The following is a 23,593-nucleotide window of genomic DNA, read 5'->3' as shown; positions in this document are numbered from 1 at the left end:
GAAATATTAAAATTAGATGAACGGTTTTTAATAACGTTTTCAGTTAGGGGGCATTATGGGTAAGCAATTGAACATTGGATTATTAGGAATGGGTGTTGTCGGCAGCGGGGTATGCCAAGTGCTGGCAGAGCAAAAAGAAGCCATTCTAGCACGCACAGGAGTCAGTGTACAAATCACGAAAGCATTAGCTTCGCCTTATGAGGATAAGTCTGCGTTAGCAGCTAAGTATGGGTTTGCTTTGACGAATGAGGCAAATGAGTTGTTTGAAGATGAGACCATCGACGTAATTGTGGAATTGATCGGGAAGATCGATCCGGCAAAAGCGTTTATTTCAGCTGCTTTAGAAAATAAAAAGCATGTTGTGACGGCAAATAAAGATTTGATTGCCACCCATGGACCTGAACTGCTGGCAATTGCTGAAAAAGCCGGTGTTTCTCTTTATTATGAAGCCAGTGTGGGGGGAGGAATTCCGATTTTGCGCACATTGAGCACCCACTATCTACCTGATACCATCACAGGAATTTTTGGCATCGTCAATGGGACGACCAATTATATGCTGACGAAAATGACGGAAGATGGCCTGACCTATGAAGATGCGTTGTCACAAGCTCAAGTAAAAGGTTTTGCCGAATCAGATCCTACCAATGATGTTGACGGTATCGATGCGGCTTATAAAATGGTGATTCTGACCAAATTTGCTTTTGGGAAAACAATCGACGTTGCAGATGTTGCAACAAAAGGTATTCGCGGATTAGCTGTAGAAGATATTAAGCAGGCACAAGCTTTTGGCTATGAAGTGAAATTGATTGGCGCAGCTCAAAAGACTGATGACGGTTCCCTTACTGTATCGGTTGGGCCGGTGTTAGTGCCAAAAAACCACGCCTTGGCGACGATCCAAAATGAGTTCAATGGTATTTTTATCAAAAGCGACGGAATTGATCAGTCGATGGTTTATGGACCAGGGGCTGGATCGCGTCCGACAGCCACTAGTGTGGTTGCCGATTTGACGGTATTGGCTAAAAACAAAACATTCGGGATCGTTGAACCTTTTTTAACCTTTGAAAAAGAAACAGCATTGGCTTCGGTACAAGAAGTTCCTGTGCAACACTATGTTTCCTTTTCAAGTAAAGACCTTAATGCAGCTTCTTTCCCAGAATGGTTTGAATCAAAGCACACAGCATTTGATGAAGCAAGCCAACGAATAGCTGGAATCACGAAGCCAATCAGTGAAAAGGAACTAACAGTAGCACTCAAGGCATACGCGAATACGCAAAACGTGCAAATAATGAAAGTGATGGAGGAATAAACATGTATCAAGGATTATTGCATCAATACAAAGAATATCTCCCAGTTAATGAAAATACCCCAGCATTGTCGCTGGCTGAAGGAAATACACCTCTGATTCCATTACCAAGTCTTTCAAATGAATTAGGGATCCAATTGTATGGAAAATACGAAGGCCTGAATCCGACAGGCTCATTTAAAGACCGCGGCATGGTGATGGCGGTGGCAAAAGCGGTGGAAGAAGGCGCGAAAGCGATCGTTTGTGCCTCGACAGGAAATACTAGTGCAGCCGCAGCCGCTTATGCGACCAGAGCAGGAATCAAAGCTTATGTCGTCATTCCAGAAGGCAAGATCGCTATGGGGAAACTGGCGCAAGCGATCGTTTATGGAGCGGACATCATTTCGATTCCAGGAAACTTTGATGAAGCGTTAAAAGCAGTCCGGGATATTGCGAAAACAGAAGCTGTGGCATTAGTGAACTCTGTCAATCCTTATCGTTTAGAAGGACAAAAAACAGCTGCCTTTGAAGTATGCGAACAGCTAGGACAGGCGCCTGATGTTCTTGCAATTCCAGTTGGTAATGCTGGGAATATCTCGGCTTATTGGAAAGGATTCAAAGAATGGCATGAGAAAAAAGGCACCACGTTGCCAAGAATGCATGGGTTTGAGGCAGAAGGTGCGGCTGCCATCGTTCGTGGGGAAGTCATTGAACAGCCGGAAACCATCGCTACAGCGATTCGTATCGGCAATCCAGCCAGCTGGCAGTTGGCAGAAGCCGCTCGTGATGAATCAAAAGGATACATCGATGCAGTAACCGATGAGGAAATTTTGAATGCGTATCGTAAAATTGCTGCGCAAGATGGTGTGTTTATTGAACCAGGCTCTGCTGCCTCGCTTGCTGGTGTCATCCAGCACGTGAAAGCAGGGAAAATCAAACCAGGTGAGACTGTCGTTGCCGTCTTTACTGGAAATGGTCTGAAGGATCCTGATACAGCTATCAAAGCGACAGAAGTAACCATCAATAAAATGAGTGATTTAGAAGAAATGCGCCAGCATCTTCGTGAAGGAGTTGCCAAGTTATGAAGATCCGCGTTCCTGCAACCAGTGCGAATTTAGGGCCTGGCTTTGATTCCTGCGGGATTGCCCTGTCAAAGTATTTGTTCATCGAAGTTTTAAAAGAAAACGATACATGGGAGATCATCCATGAGCTAGGCTCAGAGATCCCAAACGATGAAACTAACTTACTTTTGCGTGTGGCACTAAAATTAGCACCAGACATGAAACCCCTGAAGATCCGTATGAGTTCGGATATTCCTTTGGCACGAGGCTTAGGCAGTAGTTCCTCGGTGATCGTCGCTGGTATTGAACTAGCCAACCGAATGGCCCACATGAATCTGAGTGCAGCACAAAAGCTTGAGATCGCAACTGCCATTGAAGGGCATCCTGACAATGTTGGACCAGCGATCTATGGAGATTTTGCAGTTGCTGCTTATGACCATCAGCACAAGCATACGTATTTAGTAAAGCATCATTTTCCAGAGTGCGAGATCATTGCCTATATTCCTCATGAAGAACTTTTGACTGAAGCAAGTCGTCAAGTCTTGCCGCAAACACTTTCTCACGAGCAAGCAGTTGAGGCCAGTGCGATCGCCAATGTTATGATCGCAGCGGTCATCAATGGCAATCTGCCTCTTGCAGGGAAATTGATGCAGCAGGATCGTTTTCATGAAGCCTATCGGGAAAAGCTTGTGCCACACTTGTCGACCATTCGCCAGATTTGCGAAGAAGAAGGCGGCTATGGCTGTTTCTTAAGCGGCGCTGGACCAACGGTCTTAGCGATCGTCCCAGAGGAACGGGCAGAACGAATCTCAAAACTTTTACATGCCTTGGAGAGCAATGCGTATATCGAACAACTACAAATCGATCGTGAAGGGCTGCAAGTTTTTTAAAAAACTTTGAAATGATAGATATCCTAAAAAAGATGAGCAGACGGCAGTCTGTTCATCTTTTTTTATTGCTTTATCGTTGTCAGTCTTTTGTCTCTGAAGTGTAATAGCTATGGTCTTCTAAATTTAATGCATTTAAAATCATTGAGGCGGTTTCTTCGATGGAAAGGGAAGCGACATTGATCACGACACAACCTAATTTCTCATAAAGATCATTAGCAAACGTCAGCTCTGCTTTGATTTTTTCAATATCGGAATATGCAGAATCAGGGTTCAGGCCATAAGAACGCATCCGTTCTTTGCGGATACTGTTTAACACATTCGGATCATTTGTTAACCCGACGATTTTTTTCGGATCGATTTCCCAGAGCTGTTTCGGGATGTGGGCTTGTGGAACCAAAGGCAAATTAGCGACTTTTAAGTTTTTGTTCGCTAAAAATAGACTCAACGGTGTTTTTGAGGTTCGAGAAACCCCTAGTAACACGACATCTGCTTCCAAGAAGCCACGAGGGTCTTTTCCGTCATCGTACATGACCGCAAATTCCATGGCTTTGATGCGTTTGAAATAATTTTCGTTCAGGTGGTGCAAAGCCCCTGGCTCTCGTGAAGGTGCTACTCCAGTGCGGCGTGCCACTTCACTGACAGGCGGTGTTAATACGTCGAAATGATAGAGATCCGCTTCTTCACAAAAATGATTCGTCAAATCCACGAGTTCTTCTTTGATCAAAGTGTGAAGGATAATGGCATTGTGTTTCTTAGCATCTGATAATGCTTTGATCAAGTGCTCTTTCGTGTGGATAAATGTGCGTCTAAAAAGGTTAAATTCGACGCTGGGGTACTGTGCCATTGTCGCTTGGGCAAGCTTCGATGCTGTTTCACCGGCAGAGTCCGACAAAACGAACATCGTCACTGCAGCACTGGTTTGCAATTTTTCTTGCAAGTCTAGTTGTTCTGGTTCATTTGGCTTCATAAGAAAAATCCTCTCTTGCTTTTTTATTGATTTCATTATACCATACTTAAGATTGATAGAATCGGAATGATTTTGATTTATCAGGAGGGTCTACGATGAAAAATCAAACGCTCATAGAGCATGCCATGACAACGTTGAAAGAAAATGGCTTTAAAAATACGAAAAAAAGAGAAGCGATCATTACCTATTTAGTGAAACGCAATCGCTATTTACCGGCAAAAGAAATTCACGAATACATGTCGGAAAAGTACCCTGGCTTGAGTTATGATACGATCTACCGGAATTTGCACGATTTTTCTGAGATTGGTATTTTAGAAGAAACAGAACTGAACGGTGAGATGAAGTTTCGCTATAACTGTTGTGCAGAATTAGAAGACCATCATCACCATCACTTTATTTGCACGGTTTGTGGCAAAACAAAAGAACTGCATATTTGCCCAATGGACTTCTTTCAAGAACAGCTTCCCGGTTGTTTGATCGAGGGTCATCGCTTCGAGATTTTGGGTCGTTGTGAAGAATGTCAATGAAAACCCAAACAAACTTGACAGTATCGAAGACTTTTTTAACAGAATGCCTTGACACTTTTTCAGGGGTTAGCTATAATTTTTAAAGGACAGTCGTGTTTTTTGGGATTTTATTTCAATAACAACTACGGTTACTTTTTAAGCTCGGAGGGAGGGAATTTACATGTCAAAAACAGTCGTTCGCAAAAACGAATCACTTGACGATGCTCTTCGTCGCTTCAAACGTTCCGTGTCAAAAGCGGGTACTTTACAGGAATCTCGTAAACGTGAATTTTACGAAAAACCTAGCGTAAAGCGTAAGAAAAAATCTGAAGCAGCTAGAAAACGCAAAAAATTCTAATTTTCTACTGTTTTGAGAATTGGAGCTGGTAGTGTGACACTACTAAGTACACTGAATGATGACATGAAGACAGCGATGAAAGCCAAAGACAAGGAAACCTTGCAGGTGATCCGCATGTTGAAAGCATCAATTCAAAATGAGCAGATCAAAAAAGGTTCTGACTTGAATGAAGAAGAAGAGTTGACCGTTTTATCTCGTGAGATGAAGCAACGTCGGGACTCTTTACATGAGTTTGAGAAAGCTGACCGAAATGATCTAGCTGAGAAAGTCAAAGTTGAAATTGCAGTTGTTGAAAAATATTTGCCAGCACAACTTGATGAAGCGGAAATCCGCCAAATCGTTGCTGGAGCGATTGAAAAGACTGGTGCTTCTTCTTCCAAAGAATTTGGAAAAGTGATGGGTGCTGTAATGCCGCAAGTCAAAGGCAAAGCAGACGGCAATCAAGTCAATGCGATCGTTAAAGAATTATTGGATCAAATGTAAGCTCACGCCGCGAGTATGGATGACATGCTCGCGGCTTTTTTTCTGATTTCAAAAACTTAAAAAAAGCATAAGGACAAAAAGGAAACTACCCTTGGACTTTATAAGTAATTTTTCTTTTTTGCATCTTATGTTATTATTAATAAGAACGCCAAAAAAGGAGCTGTAACATATTTGACAGACAAAACTATGACGATCGAGATAACACTTAGTGAGAACGATGACGTTCGTTTACTCTTAGGTGCTCACGATAAGAACATTAAAATCATTGAAGACTCGACGGGGACGGTCATTCACACTCGTGGGGAGCTGATCCAAATCGTCGGCGAAGCGGAAGCTACAGAAAAAGCACAATCCGTGATCCGAGCGTTGCAAGAGTTGATCAAACGAGGCATCAATATCAGTACTCCTGATGTGATCACAGCTTTGAACATGGTAAACAAAGGCAGTCTTGATTATTTCAAAGATATGTATGAAGAAGAAATCATCAAGGACCGTAATGGGAAACCGATTCGGGCAAAAAATGCCGGTCAAAAGAAATATATCGAAGCTGTCCGTAAACATGATGTGGTCTTTGGGGTCGGACCAGCCGGAACCGGAAAAACCTTTCTGGCCGTCGTAATGGCGATCGCTGCTTTAAAGAAAGGTCAAGTGCAAAAGATTATTTTGACACGGCCCGCGGTTGAAGCAGGAGAGAACCTTGGCTTTCTGCCAGGCGATTTGAAAGAAAAAGTCGATCCTTACTTACGCCCCGTTTATGATGCGTTGTATCAAATTTTTGGGATGGATCATACGAACCGTCTGATGGAACGAGGCGTCATTGAGATCGCACCATTGGCATATATGCGTGGACGTACGCTAGAAGATGCCTTTGTCATTTTAGATGAAGCGCAAAATACGACGATCGCTCAAATGAAAATGTTTCTGACGCGTTTAGGATTCAACTCCAAAATGATCGTCAATGGCGATACGAGTCAGATCGACTTGCCAAAAGGGACTTTAAGCGGTTTGATCCATGCGGAGCGAACGTTGCAGGAGATCCCTAAAATTGCTTTTGCTAATTTTGAAGCAGGAGATGTGGTGCGGCACCCAGTTGTGGCCGATATCATTCGAGCTTATGAAGAAGCAGATCTTAAAGACAAGCGCTGATCGTCTTTCAGGAGGAGAACTATGATCATTCAACCACTACGGAAACTTAGAGAAAGACTCGGGAAGTTTTATTTACCAGTTTTGATGTTTCTCTTCTTTCTTTTTTCGATTGGTATCATGTACACCAGTGTCAAACAGAATAATGTCGATTATAGCGAAGGCCAGGTGGCGGAAGAAAACATTCGTGCCAATAAAACGATCGAAAACACTACTGCAACGGAACAAAAACGCAAATTGGCAGCAGAAGCGGTTCCGCCAGAGTACACCTATCAGGATACTCTAGCGCAGACACAGCACGATCGCATCGACCACCTTTTTGACTTAGTTGATTCAGTCAAAAAATCAACGGATGAGGCACATGCAAAAGAAGTTGCTGAGGCGGATGAGGATGAAAATATCCCTAAACCGAGTACGGATGAATACATTGCAGCCTTAAAAAAAGAGTTTGAAAAAATGAGTGATGATGAACTCGATTTCTATCAGTCATTGACGAATAATTTTTTGTCGACATTGTTTTCATTAAGTACCGATGAATTGAATACGGTACGAACCTATGCGTTGCAGCTAGTAGACGAGCAAATGGCCAAACAGATCCGTCAAACAGAACTCAGTACTTTCCGCTCAGAGGCGGAAGACAAGATCCAATTTCTAGATGTTACTTCGGATATGGCGTCCGTTTTACGCTTCATTGTCAATCAAGGAATCGTCGTCAATGATATTCCCAATGAAAAGCGGACGGAAGAAGCGAGACAAACCGCCATGGATGCAGTTCCACCGGTAATGATCTATCAAGGGGAGATCATTGTTCGTGAAGGATCACAGATCGATGCCAACGCATTGGAAAAGCTGCAGCTTTTAGGAATGACCAATCAGACCTTCTCAGTTTTTCCATTAATCGCCTTAGTTTTAGCGACCTGCTTACAAATGCTCATGCTGTTTTATTATACAAGACAGACAAAAGATGTTGAAAAGCGAATGAACGCCGTCACTTTTTATATTTTGGCGATGGCATTCAGTATCTTGATCATGAAATTTTTCCAACTGTTCCAATCAGAATTAGTGACCTTTATCCCGCTCTTTTTCCCAGCAGCCTTTACACCGCTGATTCTAAGCATTTTCTCCAGCAGACGTTTAGGGATATTAGCCGCGATTTTCCAAGTGGTCAGTGCACTCTTCATTTACTTTGATTCCAGTGGGACCAACTTGTTGACGACTGTTTTAGTGACCTATCTCTTCTCTGGGTTGATGGGAACGATGATCAAACGAGCACGTATCGCCAGTCAAGGGAAAATCGCAGTCATGTGGGTGATCGTTTTCCCATTACTCTTAAGCATCATGTTGGTCATTTTCCAAGGAATGGATTTGGCCCGCGGCAATACGTGGACAACACTCGTCTGTGGATTGGCCGGCTCGCTTCTTAGCTATTTGCTGACGATGGGGCTGCATCCATATATCGAATTATTGGTAACGGATGAAAGTATGATCGTGTTGAATGAATTGAGTAACCCGAACCACCCGTTATTGAAGCAGTTGCTGGAAGAAGCACCAGGGACCTATCATCACAGTATGATGGTTGCTAATCTTAGCGCCAATGCCGTCGCCGAGATCGGTGGGCAAAGCTTACTGACCCGCGTGGCTTGTTATTACCATGATATTGGCAAAGTCAAACATGCCAATTTCTTCGTAGAAAATTTACCTGCTGGTGCCGAAAACCCGCATAATTTTTTGCTGCCGGAAGACAGTAAACAAATCATCTTCGGTCACGTGATCGACGGAGCGGAAATTCTCGAAGAAGCCAAAATGCCGCGAATGGTGATCGATATTTGCCGTCAACACCATGGCACAACTCTGATGCGTTATTTCTATGTAAAAGCTCAAGAGCGTAATCCCGAGGTGACGGAAGAAGATTTCCGTTATCCTGGGCCAAAACCGCAGACACGAGAAGCGGGTGTCGTGAGTATCGCTGACAGTTGTGAAGCAGCTGTTCGAGCGATGGAAAATCCGACCAATCAAAAAATTCAAGAATTTGTTGCGAATCTCATCAATGATCGGATCTTAGACGGTCAATTAGATGAAACGGGACTAACGTTGAAAGAAATCCGGATGATTGAAAAATCACTGGTCAACGGACTATGCAGTACCTTCCATTCACGGATCAAATACCCAAAAATGAAATCGGAAGCAGAGAAAATGAAAGAAGAACAAGAAAGAAGAGAGCGCTAATGGAGATTACCTTTTTAGATGAGACAAATTCAGTGGGGGAAACGAAGATCAAAGAGATCGAAGGACTTCTGCAATTTGCTGCAGGACATTTAGACCTTCCAGAGGATACGGAAATGTCCGTCACGTTTATGGACAATGCAGCCATCCAAGAAATCAATCGGGAGTATCGCGGCAAAGATATGCCGACAGATGTCATCAGTTTTGCCTTCGAAGAAGAAACGGCGGAGGAGATGCCGATTATTTTTGACGAAGCTCTTGAAGAGATGCCTCGTGATCTAGGAGACATTATGATCTCCATTGAACGGGCAAAGGAACAAGCTGCTGAATATGGGCATACTTATGATCGGGAACTTGGTTTCTTGGCGTTGCATGGTTTCTTGCATATCAACGGCTATGATCATATGACACCAGAAGATGAAAAGGAAATGTTTGGATTGCAAAAGGAAATACTGGATGCCTATGGACTCAAAAGATAAGAATATTGGGAAAAATAAACAGTTTATCTCGTCAATCGAATTTGCTTTCACCGGTATAAAAACCGTCTTTAAAGAGGAACGTAATATGCGTAAACATGTTGGGTTAGGAATCGTTGCGATCATTGCAGGCTTTATTTTCCGTTTGAGTCAAATGGAATGGCTCTGGTTGCTGCTAGCTGTTTTCTTAGTCTGGATCGTTGAGATCATCAACACCGTCTTTGAAAACGTCGTAGATATGTTTACAGATTTCCATTTCCATCCTATCGGAAAAAAAATCAAAGATATGGCAGCTGGTGCCGTGCTGATGACTGCAGTTTTTGCGTTAGTCGTCGCCGCGATCATCTTCTTGCCAAAATTGCTGCAGCTCTTCTGATGCGCACCAAAACACAAGATAAAGGGGAACAACAATGACAACACACAAATCAGGCTTCGTTGCGATCGTCGGGCGGCCAAATGTTGGGAAATCAACACTACTAAATCGAGTCGTAGGACAAAAAATCGCGATCATGAGTGACAAAGCGCAAACGACCCGTAACAAAATCCAAGGGGTCTACACGACGGATGACGCACAGCTGATCTTTATCGATACACCAGGGATCCACAAACCCAAACACCGTTTAGGCGATTTTATGGTGGAAACCGCCTATAGTGCACTGCGAGAAGTTGACGTGACGCTATTTATGATCAGTGCCGATCAAAAGCGCGGCAAGGGTGATGATTTTATCATCGAACGGTTGCGTCAAAGCCAGACGCCAGTTTTCCTAGTGATCAATAAAATTGATAAAGTCCATCCGGATGCTTTATTGGCAATCATTGAAGATTACTCCTCACAAATGGACTTTGCTGAGATCGTACCGATTTCTGCAACGGAAGGCAATAATTTCGAAACGCTAATGAAACTATTGGTCGATGAAATGCCTGAAGGTCCTCAGTATTTCCCAGAAGATCAAATCACTGATCATCCGGAATACTTTATCGTTTCCGAGTTGGTACGGGAAAAAGTCTTGCTGCTGACCAGAGATGAAGTGCCTCACTCGGTAGCGGTCGTCGTTGACTCCATGAAACGAGATCATAATGACAAGGTGCATATTCAAGCGACGATCATTGTCGAACGTGACAGCCAAAAAGGCATTATCATCGGTAAAGGCGGTAAAATGCTGAAGCAGATCGGGACGAAAGCCCGTCTAGATATTGAACACTTACTAGATGACAAAGTCTTCTTGGAATTATGGGTGAAAGTTCAAAAAGATTGGCGCGACAAGCAAACCTTCTTAACGGATTACGGCTATCGTAAAGATGAGTATTAAGGAAAGGCAGATCCATCACGGTCTGCTTTAAAGAGGAAAAACTGATGCAGTTAGCGAACTGGATCAGTTTTTTTCAAGAAATGAGGTGCGACGATGAATCTTGTTGAAACAAAAGGAATTTTGCTTTTTTCAAAGGACCATAAAGAAAAAGACAAGCTAGTCAAAATCTTTACGGAATCTGCCGGGAAGCAAATGTTTTATGTCAAGGGTGCTCATCGGAAAAATAACCCCTTGGCACCAGCGTTGCTCTCCTATACTGAAGCCACCTACATGGGAACCATCAAAACGGAAGGCTTGTCCTTTTTAAACAATGCCAAAGACATCCATCCTTTTCGTACGATCCAAAGTGACATTTTTATTGCTGGTTATGCAACCTACTTGTTGAATTTGGCTGATTCTGCTATCGATGATCGGGTCTATGACCCACATCTATACCAATTTTTACATGAGGCATTGCACTTAATGGATCAAGGGAACGACGCAGAGATCATCACCAATATCTTTGAGATCCAGATTTTGCATCGTTTCGGGATCACCCCGAATTGGACCCATTGTGCCATCTGCGGAAAAACCGACGGTCGGTTTGACTATTCCTCAAAATATAGTGGCATTTTATGCGAACAACACTGGGGGATGGACGAACGTCGCTATCATGCGGATTCTCGTGCGATCCATTTTATTCGCTTATTTTCGCAAATATCCTATGAGCAGATTGCTTCGATCAAATTAAAGCCAGAAACGAAAACAGCGATTCGACAAGTGATCGATCTATTGTATGATGAATATGTGGGCATTCATTTAAAAAGTAAGAAGTTTATCGATCAGATGGGGCAATGGCAAGACGTTTTAAAACCGAAAAATCAATGATAGAGTTGGCGAAACTTCAATGGAGTTAAGCCGACTCTTTTTTTGAACAATGCGGTAAAGTGACTCGCATCCTGAAACCCTACAGCAAAAGCGGCTTGCTGAATGGGCAGATCCGGCTGTGCCACCAAAAGCTCTTTGGCACGGGTCATGCGATAGTTTAATAAGTATTGGGCGGTGGATTGTCCTAAAAAACGCTGGAACAACCGAGAGAGATATTGAGGCGAAACATAGACGAGCCCTGCTAGTTCTTTGATCGTGATCGCCTGATCGTAATTCGTTTCGATTTCTTGTATAACGGGAACCAGATATTGTTGGAACAGCGGGTGTTTTTCTGTTGGATTCCCTGAGCGTTCTTGCATAATCGCCAATAAAAAGCGGTAACATTCGCTAGAAGCCCGTAGCGGGTCCCAACTGATTTGTTGGTCTTCATTGATCCGTTGATTGATCCAGGTGACATAAGAAAAGGTTTCTGACTCTTCAGCTAATATATAGGGCTGATTCGTGTACTGCTTTAACACCTCAGCTGCCAAAGGGCCTTGGAATGTGGCGAAGGATGTTTTCCAGTTAGTCAGTGGATAATAGCGATGGGGCGTAAAAGGAAAAATCAAAATGCCTTCATTCGGACGTAAGATAAACGATTCCTGACCAAATGTGATTCGGCCTTCCCCTTGCTCGGTTTGCAGCCAATGGAAGTAGGGATAGCCATCAGGACGAGCGACGTCATCTTGTGGCCAATCGTTGCCGATGCTTTCCAGAGATAAAGGCAGCTGCAGATTGGTTTGATAAAAGTAGATAGGCATAGTGTACCTCCGTGTTTCGAAAAGTTATAAAATAGTGTTTCATGTATTATACTACAACAAAATGAAAAGCCTTACAATAAGAGAGTAGAAATCATTTTATTTTAAAGGAGCGTTCACTTATATGACAAAATTTTTTGATCGAATTCTATTCGGCGGCGATTATAATCCAAATCAGTGGCCGAAAGAGATTTGGGAAGAAGACATTCGGATCTTTAAAAAAGCAAGTATCAATAGCGCGACCGTCAATGTTTTTTCATGGGCAAAGATCCAGCCCTCTGAAAATTGTTATGATTTTGAGGAATTGGATCAAATCATCGAAAAATTAAGTACGGAGGGCTTCGACATCGTCTTAGCCACTTCCACAGCCGCTTTGCCAGCTTGGATGTTTAAGAAGTATCCGGAAGTCGCTCGCACCGATTATGATGGACGCCATCATAAGTTTGGGCAACGGCATAATGCCTGTCCCAATAGTTTGGTTTATCAAAAATACGCAGAACGTCTGGCAACGAAATTAGCCGAACGTTACGGCGAAAATCCACAAGTGACTTGTTGGCACATCAATAATGAATACGGCGGCGAATGTTATTGCGACAACTGTGAAAAAGCGTTTCGTGTTTGGCTAAAGGATAAATATCAAACGATCGAAGCACTGAATAAAGCCTGGAATATGGAATTTTGGGGTCATACTGTATATGAATGGGATGAAATCGTTCTGCCAAATGCGCTGTCAGAAGGAATCGGCTATGACAAGACGGCATTTGCAGGAATTTCTATTGACTACCGACGCTTCAACTCGGATAGCCTTTTAAAAAACTATATGATGGAGCGGGACGCTATTCGGAAAATCGATCCCACGACACCGATTACAACGAATTTGATGGGAACCTTTAAAGGACTGGATTATTTCAAGTGGGCGAAGGAAATGGACCTTATTTCGTGGGATAATTATCCAGCGTATAATACGCCATGGAGTTTAGTAGCCATGACACATGATCTAATGCGCGGCTTGAAACAACAGCCCTTTATGCTGATGGAACAAACACCCTCCCAACAAAACTGGCAACCCTATAACTCATTAAAAAAACCGGGACAAATGCGGGCGCAAAGCTACCAAACGATCGCTCATGGGGCGGACACGATCCAATATTTCCAATTGCGACGTTCCATCGGTGCTTGTGAGAAATTCCATGGAGCTGTTATCGAACATGTCGGTCATGAAGACACGCGAGTTTTCCGAGAAACGGCAGCTCTTGGTGCTGAATTAGCGCAGCTTTCAGACATTATTGGGACGCAAACTCAAGCACAGGTTGCCGTGATTTTCGATTGGGACAATTATTGGGCATTAGAATATACGAGTGGTCCGACCGTTGATCTGAAGTATGTAGAACAGATCCATCGCTACTATCGTTATTTTCATGAACAAAATATTGCCGTCGACTTGGTTCCCGTGGATGCTGACTTATCAAAATACAAATTAGTCGCAGCACCTGTTCTCTACATGGTCAAAGAAGGAATGCAAGAGCGGCTCACTGATTTCGTCAAACAAGGTGGTTCTTTACTTACCACGTATATGAGCGGTATCGTTGATCAATCTGACAACGTTCACTTAGGGGGCTATCCTGGGCCATTGCGGGAGTTAGCTGGCATCTGGGTGGAAGAAATCGATGCATTAGCCCCAGAACAATCAAACGGCGTTTCCTTAGTCAATGAAGAACTGACAGGAACCAGTAATTTAGTCAGCGATTTGATCCATTTAGAAACCGCCGAAGCGCTAGCGCATTACACAAGCAATTTCTATGCAGGAATGCCGGCAGTGACGAAAAACATGTTTGGCGATGGCACCGTCTATTACTTTGGTGGACAGTTGGAAGATCAGCTGCAAGATCAGCTTTTCAAAACGATTGTCGAAGAAAACGATATCACCCCAGTGATCGAGGAAGCAACAAAACTAGAAGTTGCCTGTCGTGAAAATGCAGAGGCGAAATTCTTCGTTATCATCAATTTCCACGAAGAAGCACAACCGTTGCCAGCAATGTTTGTTGGAAAGACGGATCTTCTGACGGGTGAGGTTCTTTCTTCAGAAATGATGCTGACACAATACACCACCTATATCGTCAAAGAGGAGCGTAACTGATGCGAACTTTTGCTATCGAAGATGACTTTTATCTAGACAAAAAGCCGTTCAAAGTGATCTCTGGAGCGATCCATTATTTTCGGGTCGTTCCTGAATATTGGCAAGATCGATTAGAGAAACTACGCTTGATGGGTTGTAATACTGTGGAAACCTATGTTCCGTGGAATCTCCATGAAGCACAGGAAGGCGTCTATCAATTTGAGGGGATCCTTGATTTGCGGCGATTTATCCAAACGGCACAAGAAGTAGGGCTTTATGTCATTTTGCGACCAGCACCTTATATTTGTGCAGAATGGGAATTTGGGGGACTGCCTTATTGGCTTTTGCAAGATCCCATGATGAAGCTTCGGTTTGATTATCCACCATTTATGGAAAAAATCACTCGTTATTTCGCCCATTTGTTTCCACAAGTGCGGGATCTGCAGATCACCCAAGGCGGTCCGATTTTAATGATGCAAGTAGAAAATGAATACGGCAGCTACGCCAATGATAAAGAGTATTTGCGGAAAATGGTGGCTGCGATGCGGCAACAGGGTGTAGAAACGCCGTTAGTGACCTCTGACGGACCTTGGCACGATATGTTAGAAAACGGCACTATCAAAGACTTGGCATTGCCTACGATCAACTGCGGCTCCAACATCAAGGAAAACTTTGAAAAACTTCGAAGATTTCACGGAGAAAAACGGCCACTGATGGTCATGGAATTTTGGATCGGCTGGTTTGATGCTTGGGGTGATGACCATCATCATACAACATCAACGGCTGATGCAGTAAAGGAACTTCAGGATTGCTTGGCAGAAGGTTCTGTCAATATTTATATGTTCCATGGCGGGACCAATTTTGGCTTTATGAACGGGTCAAACTATTACGAGCGCTTAGCGCCGGATGTCACTAGCTATGATTATGATGCCTTGTTGACAGAATGGGGAGAACCTACTGCCAAATACCAAGCCTTCAAAAAAGTGATCGCTGACTATGCGGAAATTCCTGAGTTTCCCTTGAGTATGAAACTTGAGCGAAAAGCTTATGGAACATTCTCAGTGAAAGAACGAGTCTCCTTGTTTTCGACGATCGACACGATCAGTCAACCGATCATAAGGAATTACCCTTTATCGATGGAAGCCTGCAATCAAGCGACAGGTTATATCTACTATCGCTCACTGATTGGGCCTGCACGGAAGATTGCCGACTACCGTCTGATCAATACGATGGATCGTGCCCATACGTTTATCAACCAGGAACTTTTGCGCATCGATTACGATCGAGAAATCGGTCAATCCTACAGTTTCGATCTATCAGAATCAGAAAACGAGTTGGGGATCTTGGTGGAGAATATGGGGCGGGTCAATTATTCCGTTAAAATGAACCATCAGCACAAAGGCATTAAAGACGGTGTGATCATTAATGGCGCATTCCAAAGCAACTGGGAAATCTATCCCTTGCCGATGGATAATTTGCATGCCATTGATTTCCAAGGGAAATGGCAAAAAGGCCAACCAAGTTTCTCACGCTTTGAATGTGTTTTTGATGAATGTGCAGATACCTTTATCGAATTGCCGGGCTGGGGCAAAGGGTTTGTCCAAGTCAATGGTCATATGATCGGCCGTTTCTGGGAAAAAGGACCGCAGCAGCGCTTGTACGTCCCGGCGCCGTTTTTAAAAACTGGAATGAATGAGATCATTGTTTTTGAAAGTGATGGGAAAATCGCTGATGAGATCGTCTTTCATGATCAGGCGGATTTAGGTCCAGAAGGATAAAAGTTCAAATTAATCATTGACAAACCCTAGCTTCAACTACTATCATAAGGGTAATCGAATCCGTGCTATGACCGGAAGAAAGAAAGAAGACCATTCCATGAAGCGAACTTGGGAGAGTGAAAGCCAAGTTGGAACCTTATTTCGCAGGCGTCCGTGAGCATGATCAATGAAGCTGCCGACTTGTCGGAAGTAGGGTGGAACCGCGAATGTATCGTCCCTATATCTATACACTTTGTATAGATATAGGGACTTTTTTATGTTTCACACTAAGAATAGCCAAAAATAAAGGAGGTTTATTATGTTATTTGATATGACGATTCCAGCAAGTGCGTTTACCGAAAAAAAGCTCAAAGTATTAGCAAGTATTCCACTGCAGGTTCGACTTTTAAAGGATGAACAGCTTTTACATGAATTTACAACGAGTCCAGACCAAATGCTTTACGACTTATCTGATATTTTAGAAGCAGATGCCGTGGTCGAAGTAAAATTGATCCCCGGATCAGTTGTCGAGTTTTATCCTGTCGTCAATGCGTTATAAGAAAGGAAGAAAAAGATGAGTAAACTAACTGTGCAAGAGATGATTTTGACTTTGCAAAAATTCTGGTCTGAAAACGGCTGTATGCTGATGCAGGCCTATGATACAGAAAAAGGGGCTGGAACCATGAGCCCATACACATTTTTACGTGCAATCGGTCCAGAACCATGGAACGCCGCTTACGTAGAACCTTCTCGCCGTCCAGCTGATGGCCGCTACGGGGAAAACCCAAATCGTTTGTATCAGCACCACCAGTTCCAAGTCGTGATGAAGCCCTCTCCTGAAAATATCCAAGAGCTTTATTTAGAAAGCTTGCGTCTTTTAGGGATCGATCCATTAGAACATGATATTCGTTTCGTCGAAGATAACTGGGAAAACCCCTCAATGGGTTGTGCAGGTCTTGGTTGGGAAGTTTGGTTAGATGGGATGGAGATCACCCAGTTTACTTACTTCCAACAAGTTGGTGGCTTAGCGTGTAAGCCAGTGACATCAGAGATCACTTACGGCTTAGAACGTCTAGCATCTTATATTCAAGAAGTTGAAAGTGTCTACGATCTTGAATGGTCTGCAGGTGTCAAATATGGTGAGATTTTCCGCCAACCTGAGTATGAACATTCAAAATACTCCTTTGAAGTCAGTGACCAAGACTTGCTTTTAGGGAACTTCGATCGTTTTGAAAAAGAAGCAAAACGCTGTATCGATGAACGCTTAGTTCATCCAGCTTACGACTATATCTTAAAATGCAGCCATACCTTCAACCTGTTGGATGCTCGTGGCGCAGTCTCCGTCACTGAACGTGCTGGGTACCTCGCACGTATCCGTAATATGGCTCGTCAAGTAGCAAAACTATTTGTAGCAGAACGGGAAAACCTCGGTTATCCATTGCTTGATCCAGAAGTGGCGCAAAAACTGATTGAGGAGGGAAAATAAGATGGCACAAAACCTATTATTAGAAATCGGCTTAGAGGAATTACCTGCGCATGTCGTAACCCCAAGTATGAAACAATTACAAGAAAAAACGGCAGCTTTCTTAGATGCTCATGCATTACCTTATACAGCGATTGAAGCTTATTCGACACCTCGTCGTTTGGCAGTCTATGTCACCGGTCTTCCTGAAAAACAAGCCGATACACAAGAAGACGTCAAAGGGCCAGCGAAAAAAATCGCCTTAGACGAAGCAGGCAATTGGTCGAAAGCAGCTCAAGGATTTGTTCGGGGGCAAGGATTGACAACCGATGACATCACCTTCCGTGAATTAAAAGGTGTTGAGTATGTCTATGTAACGAAACATACCCAAGGTCAACCAACCGTTGAGGTATTGAAAGGATTGCAGGAAGTAATCACGAGTTTGACTTTCCCAGTAACGATGCACTGGGCAGACTACGATTTTGAATATATCCGACCAATTCATTGGATCGTCGCACTCTTTGGTGAGCAAGTCATTCCTTTCCAAATCCTTGATATTGTTACCGGACGCGAGTCAAAAGGTCATCGTTTCTTAGGTGAGGCAGTCACGTTTGATCATGCGGACGACTATTTGGAGAAAATGAAGCATCAGTTTGTCATTGCTGATCCAAGCGAACGTCAACAAATGATCACCTCACAAATCAATGCGATCGCTCAAGAAAACAACTGGCGGATCGATTTAGATGAAGACCTACTCGAAGAAGTGACAAATCTGGTTGAATACCCAACAGCTTTTGTAGGGGACTTTGAAGAAAAATATCTTTCTGTACCTGAAGAAGTGTTAGTTACTTCTATGAAAGAACATCAACGCTACTTCGATGTCCGCACCCTTGATGGAGAATTGCTGCCGCATTTCATCTCTGCCCGCAACGGGGATGCCGTGAAAATTGATAATGTCATCAAAGGAAACCAAAAAGTCCTGACCGCCCGTCTAGAAGATGCTGAGTTTTTCTATAATGAGGACAAAAAATTGACCATCGACCATTGCGTGGAAAAGCTTAAGCAAGTCACCTTCCACGAAAAAATTGGCAGTTTGTATGAAAAAATGCAGCGTGTTGGATTAGCTGCACAAATCATCGGGAATACTGTTGGTTTAACACAAGAAGAACTGACTGATCTCCAACGGGCAGCTCAAATCTATAAATTTGATTTAGTGACAAATATGGTGGGAGAATTCCCTGAATTGCAAGGAATCATGGGGGAAAAGTATGCCTTGATCCAAGGAGAAAAACCAACAGTTGCCCAAGCGATTCGTGAACACTACATGCCGATCTCAGCAGAAGGTGAACTGCCGCAATCGAAAATCGGGGCTGTTTTAGCCATTGCGGATAAATTGGACAGCTTGCTTGCGTTCTTCGCTGTCGATATGGTTCCAAGTGGTTCAAACGATCCTTACGCACTCCGCCGGCAAACGTACGGAATTATCCGCATCCTAGCTGAAAAACGCTGGTATTTCCCATTTGCTCAGTTACAAGAAGAGATTCGTGAAGCTATTAATGCCCAACCGGAAATTTTTGGTATTCAACTTGCCGCAGGTCAAGAACAAGTGACCGATTTTGTGAAAAGCCGTCTGCGTCAATTCTTACTCAGCAAAAATACGCGTCATGATGTCATTGAAGCTGTTTTAGGCGCACGCCAAGCAGATATCAGTACGCTATTTGAAACGGCTCAGATGTTAAGAGAACATCTGCAAGACACCGACTTCAAACCATCGATGGAAGCCTTGACCCGAGTAATCAATTTAGCGAAAAAAGCCGAATTGGAACAAGCAGCAATTGATCCTGCCTTGTTTGAAAACGACTCTGAAACTGCCTTGTATGAAGCGGTCTTAACAGTAGAGAACAAGTTCCCACATCAAACGATGGAAGAAAACTACCAAAGTTTAGTGGCACTGCGCCCATTGATTGAAGCTTATTTTGATCAAACAATGGTCATGGTGGAAGATGAACAGATTCGCCGCAACCGTTTTGCCTTGTTGGATAAAATCGCGAAGATGAGTCTGGCAGTGGCTAGTTTAGATGCTTTGATTACAAAATAAAAAGCAGCTTGCAGTTGCACATTTCTGAATAAAAAAGCTGGAACTGAAAGAATCAGTTCTGGCTTTTTTTCTATGTTTCTCGATTTTTTTTGTACTTAGAATTGCTTTCTTGCAGTGTTAAATATTATATAATAAAAAACATTTTGACCCATTACTTTTCAAGGGATCGAACGATTCTTCGGCTTTAATGATTGGGGATTTGATGATGATTATAATGATACAAAGATTCTCATCATACAGACCGATTCATTTTTCCATTGAAAATACGCTGAAACGATAGGTGCAATAAAATAGCCTGACAGATCACAAGATGATTTGTCAGGCGAATGTTTATTTGCGGGTCAATTTTACCACCACTTCGCAGCGGGCGGTTTGTGGAAACATATCTACTGATTGCAGATATTCTACGTGAAACACTTTGGCTAATTGGACTAAGTCTCTTGCTAAAGTAGAAACATTACAAGATATATAGACCATCTTCTTCGGTGGTTGTTTCAGCAAAGCTTGCAATAATCGTTCATCCAAGCCTGTCCTTGGCGGATCAACAATGATGCTATCAGGTTTGAAGCCTTCATTGAACCATTTTGGTAAGAGCTCCTCAGCAGTTCCCGTTTCATAATGGGTATTTTGGGCACCAATACGGTGGGCATTTTCTTGGGCATTTTCGATCGCTTGAGGAATAATGTCCATGCCGCGGACTTCTTTGGCATAAGGTGCCACACTCAACCCAATCGTCCCCACACCACAGTAAGCATCAACAACTGTTTCATTTTTGCTTAAGTCAAGGGCTTTTAACCCTTCTTGATACAAGACGCTGGTTTGCTGCGGATTCAGCTGGAAGAATGCGCGGGCGGACAAGTCGAAGGTCAGTTCATTCAACCGTTCTTCGATCGCTTCTTTGCCCCAAAGATGAATCGTTTCCTCTCCCATGACGACGGACGTTTTTTTGTTTTGCACATTTTGCATGATGGAAACGACTTGCGGCAAGCGCTGATTGATCTCGCGAATCAGCGCATTTTTTTGCGGCAGTTTGACAGAATTGGTAATGAAAACAACTTGGACTTCGCCAGTGGCGATCCCGATGCGAACCATCAATGTTCGTAAAATCCCGCTATTTTTTCGTTCATCGTAAATCGGGATCTGGTATTTGTTCAACAATTGGACGATGCCGTTGATCACTTTTTGCGTATCTTGTTCTTGTACGAGGCAATCATCAATGGCGACTAAGCGATGAGACTCCATTTCGTATAAACCCGCTTCGATTCGTTTGGTTTGACTGTTGTAACGCAATTGAAATTGTGCTTTGTTGCGGTAATGCCAAGGAACATCCATGCCTAAAGTATCCCTTAGTTCAAACTGTTGGTAACCTTTTGGCTTAAATTTTTCAAGTGCTTGTTTCAATAGGTCTTTTTTGAAGTCTAATTGTTTGTCGTAGACTAAGTGCTGCAATTGGCAGCCGCCGCACCGGTCGTAAAACTTGCAGGGTGGTTGGATGCGATCGCTGCTTGGCTTGATGATTTTGGTCATCTTAGCTTCAGCAAAGCGGGGAGAGGCTTTGGTGACTTCGGCAATGACCTGTTCCCCCGGTAGAACACGGGGAACAAAGATGATCAGCTTTTTGTAATACCCGATGCCTTCTCCGTTGATTCCCAAGCGTTTGATCGTTAGTTGTAGTTTTTGTCCAAGCTGGACTTGTGTATTTGCCATGTGAACTCCTTAAATAAAATAGTCAGTTCATTTTACCACATTTTTTCAGCTTGATTAGAAGGAATTTCATCGTAGTTGTGGTAAAATAGAATGTACGTTCGCGAGGTGAAGAAGATGAATACAATTATTCGTATCAATAAAGGAAAAGGACCATTTTATGAAGTGGCGACATCAGAAGGTGAAACGCTGCGGGTCTCAGAAGATCTTTTGGTCCGTTTTCGGCTATTAAAAGGCAAGGAACTGAGTGAAGAAGAATTAAAAGAAATCAAAAAAAGTGCGGGGTTTGATTTAGGATTGCAGCAAGCCATGAACTATATCAGCTATCAGCTGCGTTCTGAAATGGAAGTCCGTACCTATTTGAAAGACAAAGAAATCGAAAAACAAGACCGAGACTTAGTCGTTGAACGGCTGAAAGAGCTGAATTTGATCGATGACAAAAACTACGGAGAGAGCTACATTCGCACCCAAGTCCGCATGAGCGATAAAGGACCCGTGGTCATCAGTCAGCAATTGAGAAAAAAAGGCTTGAAAGATCCCGTGATTCAGGAAGTATTGCCTTTGTATACTGAGGAAATGCAGTTTGAAGTCGGGTATCATACGGCTGAAAAAGCGATGCGTCGTTTTCACAACAAAAGCCATAAAGAAATGATCCAAAAGATAAAAATGCATTTGATGCAAAAAGGTTTTCATCAAGGAGTCATTCAGATGATTTTGGATGAATTACCGATGGAAAAAGATGAGGACCAAGAAAATGAAGCGCTCCAAAGAGAAGGGGCCCGACTTATGCGGCGGCATCAGCGGTTACCATTGATGAAACGAAAAATGAAAATCAAGCAAGGCCTTTATCAAAAAGGGTTTGCCATCGATGATATACAACGATTCTTAGATGAGGAAGTAATGGATGAGTAAGCAATGGGAAACTTGGGATGAAGAAAAAATCAAGACGTTCCAAGAAACATTTTTAACTTGGTATCATAAAGAAAAACGCAATCTGCCTTGGCGGGCGACCAACGATCCGTATGCAATCTGGATCTCAGAGATCATGCTTCAACAAACACGAGTGGAAACAGTGATTGGCTATTTCTATCGTTTTATGGAACAATTCCCGACGATCCAAGACTTGGCGGCAGCCGAAGAACAAAAGCTTTTAAAGGTTTGGGAAGGTTTAGGTTATTACTCTCGTGCCCGTAACCTTAAGGCTGCCGCCCAGCAAATCGTTGCCGAATTCGACGGAGAAATGCCCCAATCAATTGAAGAGATTCGCTCATTAAAAGGAATTGGTCCCTACACAGCTGGAGCCATTGGCAGTATTGCTTTTGGCTTGCCAGAACCGGCAATCGATGGAAATGTGATGCGGGTCGTCAGTCGGTTATTTTGTATCGAAGCAGATATTGCGAAAGCCAGCAGCCGAAGACCATTTGACGAGGCGATGAGAACAATCATTTCCCCCGATGAACCTGGTGAGTTTAATCAAGCCTTGATGGATCTTGGCTCACGAATCTGTACACCCACTACACCGAAATGTGAAGAGTGTCCCATCAGTCAGTATTGTCTTGCTTATGCGGAGAATCGACAAACAGACTTTCCAGTGAAATCGAAAAAAGCAAAGCCAAAAGATGTCTATTACATCGCAGGCGCCATCGAAGATCAAGGCTCGTTTTTACTCGTGCAGCGACCTGAAACAGGCTTATTAGCTTCTATGTGGCATTTTCCTTTGGTAGAAGTGACGAAAGAACCGTACGAGGCTCTGCAGCGAACATGGGCAAAAGAGGAGCAGCTGCAGTTGGATTTGATTGCCGAAGATGATGCACTCGAAATTTTTCCTGATCTGCCTGTCGTTTGGCAAAAACGACATTTTGGCGAGATCACTCATATCTTTAGTCATTTGAAATGGCACGTCCTTTTATTTTACGGCAGAAAACGTGGAGAGCTCACGTTACAAGACAGCGAATGGGCAGCAAAAGAATCCTTTCAAAACTATGTTTTCCCAAAACCCCAGCAGAAATTGGTGGATCAATTAAAGAAATATCAGAAACTCGATAAAGATTTCTAGGCAAAGCTTTCTTTTATTGCTATAATATTAACGATGT

The 23,593-nt window shown here is 43.1% G+C and carries 22 protein-coding genes; 19 read left to right on the top strand and 3 right to left on the bottom strand.

The annotated features are described in order from the left end of the window. The first annotated feature begins 55 nt into the window (after positions 1-55). Genes IGJ26_RS09560 through thrB form a run of 3 tightly spaced genes read left to right on the top strand, consistent with a single transcriptional unit; the run spans position 56 to position 3,233 of the window. On the top strand, positions 56-1,306 hold the full coding sequence (locus tag IGJ26_RS09560; RefSeq protein ID WP_430599568.1) for a homoserine dehydrogenase: 1,251 nt from the start codon (positions 56-58) through the stop codon (positions 1,304-1,306). 2 nt (positions 1,307-1,308) lie between these two features. Beyond that, the gene (thrC, locus tag IGJ26_RS09555; protein ID WP_016620425.1) at positions 1,309-2,367 is read left to right on the top strand and encodes a threonine synthase; all 1,059 of its coding nucleotides are present in this window, start codon (positions 1,309-1,311) and stop codon (positions 2,365-2,367) included. Further along, entirely contained in the window at positions 2,364-3,233 is an 870-nt protein-coding gene (thrB, locus tag IGJ26_RS09550; RefSeq protein ID WP_008378411.1) for a homoserine kinase, read from the top strand. The genes thrC and thrB overlap by 4 nt, the downstream gene beginning before the upstream one ends. 79 nt (positions 3,234-3,312) lie before the next feature. Here the strand turns inward: thrB and IGJ26_RS09545 are convergent, their stop codons facing one another. After that, positions 3,313-4,200: a pyruvate, water dikinase regulatory protein gene (locus IGJ26_RS09545; protein WP_008378409.1), complete on the bottom strand. Its 888-nt coding sequence runs from the start codon at positions 4,198-4,200 to the stop codon at positions 3,313-3,315. A gap of 95 nt (positions 4,201-4,295) precedes the next feature. Between IGJ26_RS09545 and IGJ26_RS09540 the strand changes: the two genes are divergently transcribed. From IGJ26_RS09540 to recO, 9 genes are all read left to right on the top strand, one after another. Then, on the top strand, positions 4,296-4,727 hold the full coding sequence (locus IGJ26_RS09540) for a Fur family transcriptional regulator (protein ID WP_008378408.1): 432 nt from the start codon (positions 4,296-4,298) through the stop codon (positions 4,725-4,727). A gap of 160 nt (positions 4,728-4,887) precedes the next feature. Next, a complete protein-coding gene (gene rpsU / locus IGJ26_RS09535) occupies positions 4,888-5,064 on the top strand; it encodes a 30S ribosomal protein S21 (RefSeq protein WP_002356740.1) in 177 nt (58 codons plus the stop codon). A gap of 33 nt (positions 5,065-5,097) precedes the next feature. After that, positions 5,098-5,547 carry a GatB/YqeY domain-containing protein gene (locus tag IGJ26_RS09530; RefSeq protein WP_005235483.1) on the top strand — a complete coding sequence of 150 codons (450 nt, stop codon included), beginning with the start codon at positions 5,098-5,100 and terminating at the stop codon, positions 5,545-5,547. Positions 5,548-5,733: 186 nt separating this feature from the next. Beyond that, on the top strand, positions 5,734-6,693 hold the full coding sequence (locus IGJ26_RS09525) for a PhoH family protein (RefSeq protein WP_016612213.1): 960 nt from the start codon (positions 5,734-5,736) through the stop codon (positions 6,691-6,693). 21 nt (positions 6,694-6,714) lie between these two features. After that, on the top strand, positions 6,715-8,916 hold the full coding sequence (locus tag IGJ26_RS09520) for an HD family phosphohydrolase (RefSeq protein ID WP_008378271.1): 2,202 nt from the start codon (positions 6,715-6,717) through the stop codon (positions 8,914-8,916). Continuing rightward, positions 8,916-9,392 (top strand): rRNA maturation RNase YbeY, encoded by a 477-nt coding sequence (ybeY, locus tag IGJ26_RS09515; RefSeq protein ID WP_008378268.1) that lies wholly within the window; start codon positions 8,916-8,918, stop codon positions 9,390-9,392. The genes IGJ26_RS09520 and ybeY overlap by 1 nt, the downstream gene beginning before the upstream one ends. Next, positions 9,376-9,765, top strand: a complete 390-nt coding sequence (locus IGJ26_RS09510; RefSeq protein ID WP_176273390.1) for a diacylglycerol kinase family protein — start codon at positions 9,376-9,378, stop codon at positions 9,763-9,765. The genes ybeY and IGJ26_RS09510 overlap by 17 nt, the downstream gene beginning before the upstream one ends. A 34-nt stretch (positions 9,766-9,799) precedes the next feature. Next, positions 9,800-10,699 carry a GTPase Era gene (era, locus tag IGJ26_RS09505; protein ID WP_008378264.1) on the top strand — a complete coding sequence of 300 codons (900 nt, stop codon included), beginning with the start codon at positions 9,800-9,802 and terminating at the stop codon, positions 10,697-10,699. A gap of 93 nt (positions 10,700-10,792) precedes the next feature. Continuing rightward, entirely contained in the window at positions 10,793-11,566 is a 774-nt protein-coding gene (gene recO, locus IGJ26_RS09500; protein ID WP_086316207.1) for a DNA repair protein RecO, read from the top strand. On the opposite strand, the gene IGJ26_RS09495 is transcribed toward recO, so the two are convergent. Then, the gene (locus tag IGJ26_RS09495) at positions 11,560-12,366 is read right to left on the bottom strand and encodes an AraC family transcriptional regulator (protein WP_430599566.1); all 807 of its coding nucleotides are present in this window, start codon (positions 12,364-12,366) and stop codon (positions 11,560-11,562) included. The two genes, recO and IGJ26_RS09495, sit on opposite strands and share 7 nt — an antisense overlap. A 121-nt stretch (positions 12,367-12,487) precedes the next feature. Here IGJ26_RS09495 and IGJ26_RS09490 point away from each other — a divergent pair, with 121 nt between their 5' ends. From IGJ26_RS09490 to glyS, 5 genes are all read left to right on the top strand, one after another. After that, positions 12,488-14,500: a beta-galactosidase gene (locus IGJ26_RS09490; RefSeq protein WP_194199639.1), complete on the top strand. Its 2,013-nt coding sequence runs from the start codon at positions 12,488-12,490 to the stop codon at positions 14,498-14,500. After that, the gene (locus IGJ26_RS09485; RefSeq protein ID WP_005235498.1) at positions 14,500-16,257 is read left to right on the top strand and encodes a glycoside hydrolase family 35 protein; all 1,758 of its coding nucleotides are present in this window, start codon (positions 14,500-14,502) and stop codon (positions 16,255-16,257) included. The genes IGJ26_RS09490 and IGJ26_RS09485 overlap by 1 nt, the downstream gene beginning before the upstream one ends. Positions 16,258-16,555: 298 nt before the next feature. Further along, positions 16,556-16,795, top strand: coding sequence for a hypothetical protein (locus tag IGJ26_RS09480; protein WP_008378255.1), 240 nt, complete (start codon positions 16,556-16,558; stop codon positions 16,793-16,795). Between the two features lie 15 nt (positions 16,796-16,810). Continuing rightward, entirely contained in the window at positions 16,811-17,722 is a 912-nt protein-coding gene (gene glyQ / locus IGJ26_RS09475) for a glycine--tRNA ligase subunit alpha (protein WP_005225852.1), read from the top strand. Between the two features lies 1 nt (position 17,723). Further along, positions 17,724-19,796 (top strand): glycine--tRNA ligase subunit beta, encoded by a 2,073-nt coding sequence (gene glyS, locus IGJ26_RS09470; RefSeq protein ID WP_005235502.1) that lies wholly within the window; start codon positions 17,724-17,726, stop codon positions 19,794-19,796. Between the two features lie 330 nt (positions 19,797-20,126). On the opposite strand, the gene rlmD is transcribed toward glyS, so the two are convergent. Continuing rightward, positions 20,127-21,503, bottom strand: coding sequence for a 23S rRNA (uracil(1939)-C(5))-methyltransferase RlmD (gene rlmD / locus IGJ26_RS09465; protein WP_008378249.1), 1,377 nt, complete (start codon positions 21,501-21,503; stop codon positions 20,127-20,129). 114 nt (positions 21,504-21,617) lie between these two features. Between rlmD and recX the strand changes: the two genes are divergently transcribed. Both recX and mutY read left to right on the top strand, forming a co-directional pair. After that, a complete protein-coding gene (gene recX, locus IGJ26_RS09460; protein ID WP_008378247.1) occupies positions 21,618-22,412 on the top strand; it encodes a recombination regulator RecX in 795 nt (264 codons plus the stop codon). After that, the gene (mutY, locus tag IGJ26_RS09455; RefSeq protein WP_430599564.1) at positions 22,405-23,556 is read left to right on the top strand and encodes an A/G-specific adenine glycosylase; all 1,152 of its coding nucleotides are present in this window, start codon (positions 22,405-22,407) and stop codon (positions 23,554-23,556) included. Before recX ends, mutY begins: the two co-directional genes overlap by 8 nt. The last annotated feature ends 37 nt before the right edge of the window (positions 23,557-23,593 follow it).

Source organism: Enterococcus sp. AZ095a (genome assembly GCF_050546735.1).
Classification (GTDB): Bacteria; Bacillota; Bacilli; order Lactobacillales; family Enterococcaceae; genus Enterococcus_D; species Enterococcus_D entomosocium.
The sequence above is the reverse complement of the archived record's forward strand: the minus strand, read 5'-3'. Positions and strand labels throughout refer to the sequence as shown.